This is a genomic window from Aquabacterium soli (assembly GCF_003933735.1).
Taxonomy (GTDB): Bacteria; Pseudomonadota; Gammaproteobacteria; order Burkholderiales; family Burkholderiaceae_C; genus Aquabacterium; species Aquabacterium soli.
Genome location: NZ_RSED01000013.1, coordinates 46,785 through 60,122, shown reverse-complemented (window position 1 = coordinate 60,122; position 13,338 = coordinate 46,785). Strand labels below are relative to the sequence as shown.

Below are 13,338 nucleotides of genomic sequence, written 5' to 3'. Positions count from 1 at the left end.
CGGTCAGGTGTTTGCCCCTGAGGCACTCAAGTCCGGGGCCTCACACTCCGAAAACAGGAAATCCACGCTCCCGCACCGCGCTTCCCATGGACACAGCCGTTTTCGCGCCAGCCAGCCCCTCCGCCCCGCACTGGGCAGACTGGCTGCTGGGCGACGCGCCCGAACAACGTCTCTGGCTGACGCGCCTGCTGCGGGTGGGCGCGCTGTTCCTGGCCCTCGACCTGGCGCGCGCCCTGGGGGTCGTGTTCGGGCTCGTGACACTGGAGGACATGGCCCCCTTGCTGGCCTACGACGTGGTGGTGCTGGCCGCTGGCATCGCCTTGATCCGCAGCGGGTGGTCCGCCAAATTCGAGGACCCGGCGCTGACGATGCCGCTGGTGGCCCTTGGGCTGCTGGGCATCGCGCTGGCGTATGTGCGTGTGGACCTGGGCCGTGGTGCCCTGCTCCCACTGGCCGCTGTGGTGCTGGTGCACGGCATGCACCGCCTCACGCCCCGCCAGACCCTGGTCAGCGCGGGGGCGCTGCTGGTGGTGCTGTCGATGGCCGCCGCGATGATGGCGCTGCTCTCGCTGCAGGGCCTGAACCTGGCGCAGGAGGCTGTGGACCTGGGCGTGGCCGCCCTGGGCTTGCCCGCCCTGGCCGCCGTGGCCTCGCGGGCCCATGCCGTCCTGCAGACCCATGCCCGCCAGCGCACCGAACTGCGGCAGACCCTGGCCCGGCTGGAAACACTGACCACCAAGGATGCCCTGACCGGCCTGGCCAACCACCGCCACATGCTGCACCTGCTGGACGTGGAGATCCTGCGCCATTCGCGTCAGGGCCGGCAGTTCAGCATCGCCCTGCTCGACCTGGACCACTTCGAGCGCATCAACCAGGAGCTGGGCCGCGCCCGCGCCGACGAGGTGCTGCGCCAGGTCGGCCACCTGTCCACTGCGCACCTGCGGGCGTCCGACGTGATGGGTCGCTGGGGCGGCGAAGAGTTCATGGTGCTGATGCCGGAAACGGACCTGGCTGGCGGCGCACGCTCGCTGGAGCGCCTGAAGGAAAAGCTGTACACCAAGCTCGGTTTCTACCGTGAAGGTCGTTGGGTGCCTGTGAACTGCTCGGCCGGGGTCACACGCTACCGCACGGGAGAAACCATCCACCAGATGCTGGAGCGGGCCGAACAGGCCTTGCGCACGGCAAAGGCGAACGGCCGCAACCAGGTGGTGTCTTCATGATCACATCCGATCCCCCGTCTGAACGACGTTTGCCCGTGGGGGCCCTGCTGGGCGCCATCGTGGTGATCGTGGTCATCTATGCCGCAGTACCGCTGGCGCGAAACGCCGCGCTGCAGCTGCTGTGCCTGGCCGTGGCGCTGGGCCTGTTCACCCATTCACCGCGCCAGGTCACCACCGTGAGCCTGTCGGCCTGCGGCCTGCTGGCGCTGGCCATGCTCGGCCTGTGGAGCACCGGCACGCAAGGCTTCGACTCCGTGCGCGATGGCACCAATGGCCTGCTGGCCTGCCTGTTCATGCTGGTGCTGGGCCAGGCCATCCACCACTTCAGCGTGAAGCACGAAGAGCTCAGCGAGCAGCAGAGCACCATGGCGACCACGCTGGCCCGCATGGAACAGCTGGCCACCCGCGATCCGCTCACCGGCCTGTTCAACACCCGCCACATGACGGAGCTGATGAACCAGCACGCCAAGCGGTCGGAACGCGCCGACCTGCCCATGAGCCTGGGGCTGATCGACCTGGACCAGTTCCAGCGCGTCAACGAGCGTTTCGGCCATGCCGTGGGCGACGAGGCGCTGGTGGCCGTGTCGCGCATCGCCACCGAGGTGTTCCGGCAGACCGATGTGATCGGGCGCTGGGGCGGCGAAGAACTGCTGGTGCTGTTCACCGACACCGAGCCCGAACAGGCTCTGCTGGGCCTGGAGCGGCTGCGCGACCGGCTGGCCGGACAGGACCTGAGCGTCGCGCGCCTGGGCGTGAAGGTGACCTTCTCGGCCGGCCTGGTAGTGTGGCAGGAAGGCGAGGACATGGACGCCACGCTGACGCGTGCCCGCCACGCCCTGCTGCGGGCCAAGCACGAAGGCCGGGACCGCACCGTCACGGGTCATTTCAATCCAGCAACGCTTTCTTGAAGAAGGCCGTCTGGCGTGCCACCACCTGCTCGAACACCGGGCCGGTGTAGGGCGAGAAGTGATCGGCCCCGGCCAGCTCCAGGTACTCGCCGCGCTTGAGCTTGGCCGCCACTTCGCGCACACCCTTGACCGGGATAAGCCCGTCCTTCTCTGATGCCACGATCAGCGTAGGCGCCTGGATGCGGTCGGCCGCGCGGCCCGGGGCAAAGAAGGGCAGGCTCAGGAACACGCGGGCCGCCACCTGGTTCTCGGATTCCGGTGTGCCGGGGGGCACCAGCTTCTTGTAGCCCTCGGCGCACTCGGGGCAGATCAAGGCGGAAAACTGCCCGGCCGCGATGGTGGGCACGTACAGGGGCGTCTCGTTGTCGCTGCGCATCAGATCGCGCAGCGCGTACCAGCCCGCCACGGGCTGGTACTTCAGCGGGAAGGTCAGGCTGCTCTGGAACCCGCTGACGAAGGGCACCTGCGCGCTCACGGCCTTGACGGCCTCGGGCCGGTCGGCCGCCACCTGCAGCACCTGCCCACCGCTGTAAGAAGAGCCCCAGATGCCCAGGCGCTTGCCGTCGACATCGCTGCGCTGGCGCACCGCGTCGATGGCGCTGGACCAATCCTTGATGTGCGCCTTGCCGTCGACCACGCGGCGCGGCTGGCCGCCGCTCTTGCCGAAGCCACGGTAATCGAATCGGAGCACCGCGAAGCCGGCCTGCACGAAGCGCTCGGCATAGGGCTTGAGGCCCCAGTCCCTGAGCGCGCCGAAACCATGGGCCATCAGGATCACGGGTGGCTTGGCGGCGCCCACCGGCAGCCACAGTTCGCCGTCGCAGGTGGTGGCCTGGCAGGGGAAGGTGATGGGCACGGTGGTGTGCGCCGTGGCGGCGGCCGCCGCGCTCTGGGCATGCAGGCCCCCGGCGGCGCCAGCCAGCAAGGTGGCGGACAAGGCCAGGCGGACTGGACGGGTGATCTGGATCATGGTGGCGACTCCTCGGTAACGCTTCGATCTTCTACTTTGGGTGTCGATCATTGGTACCCTTGAGTACCAATTCGGTACGCAAGGGTACCAGCGCCGCGCAGGTACGGTCAAGTACCATCAGGGCCTGATGACCGCCGACGCGCCCTCCCCTGCTGCCACCGCTTCGCCCCCGCAACGCCTGCGGCTGATCGAGGCCATGGCCGCCACCCTGGCCGAGAAGGCCTATGCCGACACCACCGTGGCCGATGTGGTGGCGCGCGCGCACGTGTCCAAGCGCACCTTCTACGAGCAGTTCGAAAGCAAGGAAGCCTGCCTGCTGGCGCTGTGCGACACGATGAGCCAGCAAACCCTGGCCGTGATCGCCGCCGGCTACGACCACGAGGCCGACTGGGTGCAGCAGCTGGAACAGGTCACGCGCAGCTACCTGGGCAACCTGCAGGCCCAGCCTGCCCTGCTGCGCACGCTGTTCATCGAGTTGTATGCCCTGGGGCCGGCTGGCCTGCAGGCCCGGCGCAGCGTGCAGCGCACCTTCGCCGACTTTCTGCGCATGCAGGTGGACATCGCCCGCCTGCGCGAGCCTCACAAGCGCCCGCTGGATCCCACCCTGGCCATGGCCGTGGTGGGCGGCATCACCGAGCTGATCCTGCAGGCGGTGGAAGAAGGCCGCGCCGACCGGTTGACCGAGCTCACACCCACGGTCACCGCCTTCGTGCAGGCCGTGCTGGAATCACTGATCCCGCTGGAGCACCGTCTGACTGGCGATGCGGGCTGAACCGGGCTGACGACTCAGGCCTCGTCCACGCAACGCGCCTCGATGGCGCCCAGCTTGTCGATCTCCACACGCACCACATCACCCGCGCGCAGGAACTTGGGCGGATCGAAGGCCGCGCCCACGCCGCTGCAGGTGCCGGTGTAGATCACGTCGCCCGGCTCCAGCGTCATCGCCTGGCTGAGCAGCGCGATCTGTGCCCACACGTCGTGGATCATCAGGCTGGTGTTGCTCTGCTGGCGCAACTCGCCATTGACCCAGCAGCGCAGGTCCAGCGCGTGCGGATCACCGCCCAACTCGTCGGCCGTGGTCAGCCAGGGGCCGAAAGGCGCGTGCGTGTCGAAGGATTTGCCCAGCGTCCACTGAGAGGTACGCTTCTGCCAATCACGCACGGACACGTCGTTGCCCACACAGTAGCCGAACACCACCTCGTGTGCGCGTTCGCGCGGCACATGCTTGCAGCGCTGGCCGATCACGGCCACCAGCTCGGCCTCGTAGTCGGTGCGCTCGGACACCTTGGGCAGCACGATGTCGTCGTAGGGGCCGTTGATGGCATGGCCCAGCTTGGTGAACCACAGCTGGTGCTCGGGCAAGGCGCGACCCTCGTGGCCCTGATCACCCACGATCTTTTCGTTGACGTGGTCCAGGTAGTTCAGGCCGATGGCCAGCAGCTTGGGCGGACGCGGCACGGGCGCCAGCAAGTGCACCTCGGACAGGCGGACATGCGGGGCCTGGCCCAGCAAGGTCTGCACATGCGGCTGCAACCGTGGCCAACGCGCGATCACGTCGGGCATGCCTTCGTGTGCAGCCAGCAGGCCCGTGGGCAGGGCCCGGTGCAGCGACACCACGCTTTCATCATCCGCCAGCACACCCACCTCGATGGCGCCTGAGGCGGTCCCCTGGAAACTCACCAATCTCATCCATGTTCTCCTGAAAGCGCCGCCATCATGAGGCAGCGCTCGATGCGATGTGCCGAGCGATGGGCAGCACGGGGGCATCGTACGCCGGCTGTGCGAGGCATGCACCAGGCTGGCCATGCGCTTGAGCGTTCTGTTCAGGCTTCACGCAGGCAATCCACGATCTTGAGCCGGGCGGCGCGCCAGGCCGGCACGAAGCCGCCCAGCAGGCCCATCACCAGCGCGAACACCAGGGTCTGCACAACGATCCCGGGCGTGAGGCGGAACTGGAAGGCCAGCTCGGAGAAGGTCTGGAAGTTCACCGTGGAGATGTTGACCGTCTGCATCAGCGAGGCCGCCGCCAGCCCCATCACCCCGCCCACCAGTGAGAGCAGCAGCGATTCGGCCATGAACGCCGACAGCACCGCGCCGCGTCTGAAACCCAGCGCGCGCAGCGTGCCGATCTCACCCACGCGCGAGGCCACCGAAGCGAACATCGTGATCATCGCGCCCACGATGGCCCCGACCGAGAAGATGATCGACAGCGACAGGCCCAGGATGCGGATGAAGGTGGCCAGGGCTTCCGACTGTTCGGCATAGAACTGGCGCTCGGGCTTGGCCTCCAGCGTGAGCCGTGGGTCTTTCTCGATCGATGCCTTGAGCTCGTCGAAGGCCGAGGGATCGGCCAGCCGGAACACCATGCTGGAGAACACCTGCCGCCTGAAGGCCTGCATCATCTGGTCGGCATCGCCCCAGATCTCCGAATCGAAGCCGCTGCCACCCGCGTCGAACACGCCCACCACCGTCCAGTCACGGCCGGCGAAACGCAAGGTCTCGCCCAGGCCCGCACCGGCGAAGCCCGAAGCCACGGCGCGGCCGGTCACGATCTCGCTGGTGCCGGGCCGGAACATGCGTCCCTGAACGAAGTGAACCTGGGGCCGCAGCGCCAGCCCGGAGAGCGATGTGCCACGCACCGTGACATTGCTGGGCTTGCCGCTGGCGCGCTTGGGCAGCGTGTTGAGCACCACCGGTTCACGCGACACCAGGCGGCGCCCGTCCCCATCGGTGGCCATGCCGGGCAGGCTCTCGATCACGGCGGCCTGGTCGCGTGAGATCAGCGAGTTGATCTCGGCGCCCGCGCCCTTGCGCAGCACGATCACGTTGTCGGGCTGGCCCGTGGCCACCAGCGTGGCGCGGATGCCCTCGCTCATCATCAGCACTGTGGCGAACACATAGACCACCAGCGCCATGCCGCCAGCCGTGAGCAAGGTGGTCACGCGGCGCACCCACAGGTTGCGGGCGATGTAGCTCCAGGGCAGCGTCTTCATGCCGGCCGCCTCATGCCACGTGCCTCAGGCCCTGAACGATGTCGATGCGCGACATCTTCCACGCCGGCCACGCCGCCGCCACCACGCCCACCACCACGCAGGCCAGCACCTGCAGCGCCAGCGTGGTGGCCGACACATTGAACACGGGGAACAAGGTGCCCACCGCGCCCACGAAGGCCTTGGCCACCGGGAAGGTGGCCGCCACGCCCAGCCCGCCGCCGATCAGCGCGATCAGCAGGCTTTCTCCGAACAGCAACCGCACCACGAAGCCCGGACTGAAGCCCAGCGCCTTGAGCGTGGCGTACTCGGCCAGGCGTTCGCGCGCGGTCATCGTCATCGTGTTGGCCATCACGGCCATGATGATCAGGATGATGATGAAGCTCACGGCCTGCACGGCCAGCAGGATGGCCTCGCTCATGGACACGAAGCTGAGCTGGAAGGCCTTCTCGGTTTCGGTGAGCGTTTCGGCCAGCGAGTTGTGGAACAGGGTGTCGATGCGCCGGGACACCTGCGGTGCGTCATCGGGGTTGTGGATGCCGACGATGTACACGCCCACGTAGTCGGCGCTGCTGCGCGCGCCGCTCACGCGCACGGCCTCGGACAGCCGCTTCCAGTGGATGAACATCTGCTGCTCGTCCGTCTTGGCATCCTGGCCCTGGTAGATGCCGCGGATGGTGAAACTCCAGGTGCCCGGGTAGATCGTGCCGCGCAGCGACACGGTGTCGCCCACCTTCCAGCCGAACTTGGCCGCCAGCTTGCGGCCGACCACGCAACCCTGGCGATCCCGCAGGAACTCGGCCTTCTCCCTGTCCGTGAGCTGGAACTCGGGGTAGAGCTTGAGGTAGCTCTCCGGGTCCACCGCGAACTGCGCGAAGAAGTTGCGCTCTGTGATGTAGATGCCGCCGAACCAGTTGGCCCAGGAGATGGCTTTCACGCCTTCCACTGCGCGGATGCGTTCGGCGTAGTTCAGCGGCAGCGGAAAGGTCAGCGAGATCGCGCTGCGTGTCACCAGCCGTGCGCTGGATGACGCATCCACGCCCGCGTACCAGGCGTCGACCACCGTGCGCAGCAGCCCGAAGGCGCAGATGGCCACCACCAGCCCCACCATGGTCAGCAGGGTGCGCAGGCGGTGCCTGAAGGCGTTGCGCAACAGCAGCTTGAACAGGAACATGGCGCTGCGCGTTCAGTGTCCGGCCTGATGGGGCATCTCGTCGTCGGGCACCAGCACCCCCTTCTCCAGGTGGATCAGGCGGCCGGCGCGCGAGGCGGCTTTCGGATCGTGCGTCACCATCACGATGGTCTTGCCCAGATCACTCTGCAACTGCTGCAGCAGGTTGAGCACCTCCTGCCCTGTGGTGCGGTCCAGATCGCCTGTGGGCTCGTCGGCCACGATCAGGGCGGGGTCGGCCACCAGCGCGCGGGCGATGGCCACGCGCTGCTGCTGCCCGCCTGACAACTCATTGGGGTAGTGGTCCACACGATCGCTCAGGCGCACCATGTCCAGCGCCGCGGCCACGTGCTCGTGCCGCTGGCGGCGCGACAGGCCTGTGAGCAGCAGCGGCAGCTCCACGTTCTCGAAGGCCGTGAGCACCGGCATCAGGTTGTAGAACTGGAAGATGAAGCCCACGTGGCTGGCACGCCAGTCGGCCAGCGCACCCTCGCCCAGGGTGGCGATGTCCACGCCGCCGATCTCGATGCGCCCCGACGTCGGCTGGTCGATGCCCGCGATCAGGTTGAGCAAGGTGCTCTTGCCCGAGCCGCTGGGGCCCATCAGCGCGACGAACTCGCCGGCCTGAACGTCCAGGTGGATGTCTTCCAGCACGGGGATGTGCTGGTCGCCCCGTTGGTACGACTTGCTCAGGCCGCGGATGCGGATCAATGCATCGCCCGGCATGCTCATTTCTCGGCCTGCTTGACGGTGGCGCCTTCGCGCAGCTTCGATGGCGGCGCCAGCACCACCTTGTCGCCCGACTTGATCGCGTCGGCAGTCACGGGCGTGATCTCCAGCACCTCGCCGATGATGCGGCCGGTCTTCACGGCCACGGGCGAGGCCGTCATCACCGGCGCATCGGCCGGGCCAGTGGTCGTGATGCGCCACACGGCCTTGCCGCCCTCGCGCTCGACCACGGCCTGCGCGTTCACGCCCAGCACGGGCTTCTGGTCGGCGTCGCTGACCGGGCGCGACAGGAAGCTGACCTTGGCGCTCATCTCGGGCAGCACGCGCGGGTCGAGCTGGTCGAAGCGGATCTTGGTCATCACCGTGGCCTTGGCGCGGTCCACCGTGGGCACGATGCCCCCCACCGTGCCACGGAAGCGCACATTGGGCAGCGCATCGAGCACGATCTCCACCGGCTGGCCGATGCGGGCCTTGCCCAGGCTGCTCTCGGACACGTCGGCCTCGACCTCCAGGGTGCTCATGTCGGCCATGGTCAGCACGGCGCCCTGCGAGCCGGCCGCGTTGGAGAACGGCGTGATGATGTCGCCCACGTTGGCGTTCTTGACCAGCACCACCCCGTCGAAGGGCGCGCGGATCTCGGTGAAATCCTGGTTGACCTGCTGCACCTTGCGCTGCGCCTGCGCGGCCGCGATCGAGGCCTGCGCCGCCGCCACGCTGGCCTGGGCCGCATTGGCCCGCGTCTGCACGGTGTCGACCGCCTGTGGCGAGATGAAACCCTGGGCCTGCAGGCCCTTGCTGCGCACCAACTCGGCCTGGGCATTGGTGCTTTCGACCTGGGCCTGGCGCAGGCCCGCCTCGGCCTGGCGCACCCCGGCTTCGGCCGCGGCGATGGCGGCCTGCACATCGCTGGCATCGAGCCGCGCGATGATCTCGCCCTTCTTGACCTTGGAACCCTCACGCACCATCAGCTCCACCAGCCGGCCCGTGGCCTTGGAGGCCACCGCCGCACGGCGCTGCGCCACCACGTAGCCTGAGGCGGTCAGTTCCACATACTGCTGGGACGGCGTGGTCGAGACCACCGCGGCCGTCTGCACCGGCACGGCGCGTGGCGACAGCAGCCAGGCGGCCCCTGCCGCCACGACGATGGCCCCGGTCGCCCAGAGGCCCCAGTGCGGGCCACGCCGTCGGTTGGCCGACGCGCCACCACGGTCGATGCGCAGTTGCGACAAGGCGGGAGAGGCGGTCTTGGAAGAAGACGAAGGCGGCGCGGGCTCGGCCATGGCGGTGTCATGAACAAAGTGCGAAAACACCGATTGTGGGCCATGGGTGGGTTCCGCCCGCGCTGCAGGACAAAAGCAGAAGAGCGCCCCTCGGAGCGCTCTTCATGGGTGGCCAAGCCGCCGCGGTATCAACGCGCCGCGTTCAGCGCCTGCCGGGTTTCCAGCGCCACCCGCCGCGCCGCGCTGGCGAAGTCATCCATGCCGCTGGACGCATACAGCACCGCACGCGAGCTGTTGACGATCACCGGACCTGTGACCGTGCCATCGGCCGCCGTGCGCAGCCCGGCTTTGACCGTGGCCGCGGCATCACCGCCCTGCGCGCCCACACCGGGGATCAACAAGGGCAGCGTCGGGGCCAGCTCACGCACCCGCGCGATCTCCTGGGGAAAGGTGGCGCCCACCACCAGGCCGATCTGGCCATTGGTGTTCCACGGGCCCTGAGCTTGCGCCGCCACGTGTTCATACAGCCGCGGCTGGCCTGGCACATCGGCCAGGCGCTGGTTCTGAAGATCGGAACCGCCCGGGTTGGACGTGCGGCACAGCAGGATCACACCCTTGCCCGGGTAGCGCAAAAACGGCTCGATGGTGTCGAAGCCCATGAAGGGCGACAGCGTGACCGCATCGGCCTGGTAGCGCTCGAAGGCCTCGCGCGCGTACTGCTCGGCCGTGCTGCCGATGTCGCCGCGCTTGGCATCGAGGATCACGGGCACCTGCGGCGCCGTGCGCTTGATATGGGCCATCAGGCGCTCCAACTGATCCTCCGCCCGGTGCGCCGCAAAGTAGGCGATCTGCGGCTTGAACGAGCAGACCAGGTCCTTCGTGGCATCGACGATGGCCGCGCAGAAATCGTAGATGCGGTCGGGCTGGCCTTTCCAGGCACCCGGCAGCTTCGACGGTTCAGGGTCCAGCCCCACGCAGAGCATGGAGTCGTTGTGGGTCTGCGCGTGGCGCAGCTGCTCGATGAAGCTCATGCGTGCACCCGGCTCAGATGCGCTTGGCCAGCGACTCGGCCGTGCCCACGTAGTTGCCCGGCGTCATGGCCAGCAGGCGTTGCTTCTCGGCCTCTGGCAGCTCCAGCGTGTGGATGAAGGCCTGGATCGATTCACGCGTGATGGCCTTGCCGCGGGTCAGCTCCTTCAGGCGCTCGTACGGATTGGGCAGTGCGTAGCGACGCATCACGGTCTGGATGGGCTCGGCCAGCACTTCCCACGAAGCTTCCAGGTCATCGCCCAGGGCCTGGGGGTTCACTTCCAGCTTGCCCAGGCCGCGCGCCAGGCTGTCGTAGGCCAGCACGGCATAGCCCAGGGCCACGCCCATGTTGCGCAGCACGGTGGAGTCGGTCAGGTCGCGCTGCCAGCGGCTGATGGGCAGCTTCTGGCTCAGGTGCGTCAGCACGGCGTTGGCCAGGCCCAGGTTGCCTTCGGCGTTCTCGAAGTCGATCGGGTTGACCTTGTGCGGCATCGTGCTCGAGCCGATCTCGCCCGCCTTGGTACGCTGCTTGAAGTAGCCCAGGCTGATGTAGCCCCACACATCGCGCGACCAGTCGATCAGGATGGTGTTGGTGCGTGTGACCGCATCGAACAGCTCGGCCATGTAGTCGTGCGGCTCGATCTGGATCGTGTAGGGGTTGAACGTGAGGCCCAGCTGCTTCTCGATCACGGCCTGGCTGAAGACTTCCCAGTCTTTCTCAGGGTAGGCCGACAGGTGGGCGTTGTAGTTGCCCACGGCGCCGTTCATCTTGGCCAGCAGCTTGACGCTGGCGATGCGCTCGCGGGCATTGACCAGGCGGGCCACCACGTTGGCGATTTCCTTGCCCACGGTGGTGGGACTGGCGGTCTGGCCGTGCGTGCGGCTGAGCATGGGCAGCGCGGCCATCTCGTGCGCCATGGTGCGCAGCGTGCCGATCACGCCATCGATGGTCGGCAGCAGCACCTCGTCGCGCGCGGCCTTGAGCATCAGGCCGTGGCTGGTGTTGTTGATGTCTTCGCTGGTGCAGGCGAAGTGCACGAACTCGCTGGCCTTTTCCAGCTCGGCGTTGCCGGCAAAGCGGGATTTGATCCAGTACTCCACGGCCTTGACGTCGTGGTTGGTGGTCTTCTCGATGTCCTTGATGGCCTGGGCATCGGCTTCGGCGAAACCGGTCACCAGGGCGCGCAGCGTATCGCGCGAGGCGCCCGACAGCGGGGCCAGTTCGGGCAGGCCGGCATCCGACAGCGCGATGAACCACTCGATCTCGACCTGCACGCGGCGGTGCATCAGGCCGAACTCGGACAACAGGGGGCGCAGGGCCGACACCTTGGCGGCGTAGCGGCCGTCAAGCGGCGAAAGAGCGGTCAGTGCAGAAAGCGTCATGGCGGCGGGCAGGAAAAAGATCAACCCGCCATTGTACGAACTGCGCCGGCCGCGCTCAAGCCGAGGGTGCGCGACGGTGGGCGACGGAGGGCTGCGTGGTCTGCCCGCCCACCTCGACCGGGCTGGCCGCCACCGAGGGCAGCACCGTGGGCGGGGCCTCACCCTGGCGGCGAGACCAATAAGCCAGCAGGGTCTCGGGATCGACGCGGCTGGCCACACGCAGCGAGCGCACACGCAGCCCGCGCATCGCCACCGCCGCCCAGGGGTGGTAAAGCCCCAATGTCACCAGCGTGTACAGCGCATTGCGCAGGGCCAGGCGCACATGCGCGGCCACCGACAGGCGGCTTCGGAAGCGCAGGTGGCGGTTGCCCGTCTTGTTCCACACCAGGTTGATCAGCCGGGCCTGCACATAGGCGCGCACCACCACGGCCGTCAGCAGCAACGCCGGCACGCCCACAGTCACCAGCAGGCCCACGGGCAAGCCCTGGCCCGTGCCGCGGTGCCAGCCCAGCCACGCCGCCAACACCATGCATGCAGCACCTGCCGACAGCACACCCATCAGCACCGCCACCGCAGTCGCCCTAAGCACCACCCCGGCCACGTCCGTGCGGCTGCCCTTCCATTCAAGGCGCAGAGGCCCCAGTCGCAGGTGATCCTGCCGGTAGCGGAAATGCGTCCACACCGCCTGCGGCAGGCACAGCAAGCCGATCACGGTCAGGCCAGTGCAGCCCAGTGCCCACGGCAGGCTGTGCAGGCGCCACGCCATGCCCCCCGTCCAGACGATGCCGATGGCCAACACCATCGGCACCAGCATCGCCCGCGTCAGGCCTTGCCAGGTGCCATCGAACCACATGCGCCGTCCGGCCCAGGTCATGCTGGCCACGCGCTGGTTGATCTTGAGGTAGGCCATCAGCGGCCACACGGCACACCCCAGGCTCAGCCCGGCCAGGCCCGCCCAGAGCGACCCCGACATCGCACCTGCCACCCCCGCCCACAGCGCCAGCAGGGTGGCATAACGGGGCCACAGCGCGCTCGCAGGCAGGCGGAAATCCAGCCGATGCGACGCGATCCGCGTGTGGCGCAGGAAATAGCGCTCGCGGCGCTGGTAGGCCCACGGCCACGCCAGTCCCAGCGTCAACAGCATCAGCGCCACGTTGCCCCACCAGATCCTGGCGTATCCATCGCCTGTCGCGTCGAAGCGCACGCCCACCTTGATCACCTGCCCCTGGGGCAGCCGGGGCACATCGCGCGGCGGGAAATGCGCTTCGGGCTCTACCAGCACACTGTCAGGGGCGCCCGAGGCATCTCCCGGCCATGGCGGCTGCACGGCCACGTCCAGCCCGGACAAGGTGCCGGGCAAGGTCGAGCCGATGGGGTGCATGATGCGGGAGCTTTCAGCCTCGCCAGACATGACCGCCTCCCAATCCGCGCGCGGCGCCACCGAATCGTTCGAGGACAACCCGGCCGCCACATGGGCGGCCTGGGCATCAGGGAACTCGTTGATCGGGGGCTGCGTGGCCACAGGCGGAGGGCGGTGCAGATCGTCCAGGTCGGCCAGCCGCACTACGCGCGCAGTGAAACGGGTGGCGTTCAAATTCATGATCCAAGAGCAATAACTGTAACTGGACCTTTCTGCCCGTGGATGCTGGTTTGTCCCCCTCATTGGGTGGTTCGGTGGCAACAGATCACCACTGTCATCCCATTTTGTAAAATCAGCG

12 protein-coding genes are annotated in these 13,338 nt (G+C 67.9%); 3 read left to right on the top strand and 9 right to left on the bottom strand.

Annotated features, from left to right (window positions below; genetic code table 11):
* The first annotated feature begins 86 nt into the window (after positions 1-86).
* Positions 87-1,220 (top strand): GGDEF domain-containing protein, encoded by a 1,134-nt coding sequence (locus EIP75_RS16375; protein ID WP_125244355.1) that lies wholly within the window; start codon positions 87-89, stop codon positions 1,218-1,220.
* On the top strand, positions 1,217-2,128 hold the full coding sequence (locus EIP75_RS16370; RefSeq protein WP_125244354.1) for a GGDEF domain-containing protein: 912 nt from the start codon (positions 1,217-1,219) through the stop codon (positions 2,126-2,128). Before EIP75_RS16375 ends, EIP75_RS16370 begins: the two co-directional genes overlap by 4 nt.
* Here the strand turns inward: EIP75_RS16370 and EIP75_RS16365 are convergent.
* Positions 2,106-3,098, bottom strand: coding sequence for an alpha/beta hydrolase (locus EIP75_RS16365; RefSeq protein WP_158622880.1), 993 nt, complete (start codon positions 3,096-3,098; stop codon positions 2,106-2,108). The genes EIP75_RS16370 and EIP75_RS16365 overlap by 23 nt on opposite strands.
* Before the next feature lie 127 nt (positions 3,099-3,225).
* On the opposite strand from EIP75_RS16365, the gene EIP75_RS16360 reads away from it, so the two are divergent.
* Complete coding sequence (locus EIP75_RS16360) at positions 3,226-3,870, top strand: TetR/AcrR family transcriptional regulator (protein ID WP_125244352.1); 645 nt, start codon at positions 3,226-3,228, stop codon at positions 3,868-3,870.
* 14 nt (positions 3,871-3,884) lie between these two features.
* On the opposite strand, the gene EIP75_RS16355 is transcribed toward EIP75_RS16360, so the two are convergent.
* From EIP75_RS16355 to EIP75_RS16320, 8 genes are all read right to left on the bottom strand, one after another.
* Entirely contained in the window at positions 3,885-4,787 is a 903-nt protein-coding gene (locus EIP75_RS16355; RefSeq protein WP_125244351.1) for a fumarylacetoacetate hydrolase family protein, read from the bottom strand.
* A gap of 134 nt (positions 4,788-4,921) precedes the next feature.
* Positions 4,922-6,091: an ABC transporter permease gene (locus EIP75_RS16350; RefSeq protein WP_125244350.1), complete on the bottom strand. Its 1,170-nt coding sequence runs from the start codon at positions 6,089-6,091 to the stop codon at positions 4,922-4,924.
* Positions 6,092-6,101: 10 nt separating this feature from the next.
* The gene (locus EIP75_RS16345) at positions 6,102-7,262 is read right to left on the bottom strand and encodes an ABC transporter permease (protein ID WP_125244349.1); all 1,161 of its coding nucleotides are present in this window, start codon (positions 7,260-7,262) and stop codon (positions 6,102-6,104) included.
* A gap of 12 nt (positions 7,263-7,274) precedes the next feature.
* Positions 7,275-7,991 (bottom strand): ABC transporter ATP-binding protein, encoded by a 717-nt coding sequence (locus tag EIP75_RS16340; protein ID WP_125244348.1) that lies wholly within the window; start codon positions 7,989-7,991, stop codon positions 7,275-7,277.
* Positions 7,988-9,268, bottom strand: a complete 1,281-nt coding sequence (locus EIP75_RS16335) for an efflux RND transporter periplasmic adaptor subunit (RefSeq protein WP_125244347.1) — start codon at positions 9,266-9,268, stop codon at positions 7,988-7,990. The genes EIP75_RS16340 and EIP75_RS16335 overlap by 4 nt, the downstream gene beginning before the upstream one ends.
* Before the next feature lie 128 nt (positions 9,269-9,396).
* Entirely contained in the window at positions 9,397-10,239 is an 843-nt protein-coding gene (gene pyrF, locus EIP75_RS16330; RefSeq protein ID WP_125244346.1) for an orotidine-5'-phosphate decarboxylase, read from the bottom strand.
* Positions 10,240-10,252: 13 nt separating this feature from the next.
* Positions 10,253-11,620: an adenylosuccinate lyase gene (gene purB, locus EIP75_RS16325; RefSeq protein WP_125244345.1), complete on the bottom strand. Its 1,368-nt coding sequence runs from the start codon at positions 11,618-11,620 to the stop codon at positions 10,253-10,255.
* Positions 11,621-11,675: 55 nt separating this feature from the next.
* Entirely contained in the window at positions 11,676-13,220 is a 1,545-nt protein-coding gene (locus EIP75_RS16320; protein ID WP_158622879.1) for a DUF898 family protein, read from the bottom strand.
* Positions 13,221-13,338 lie beyond the last annotated feature (118 nt).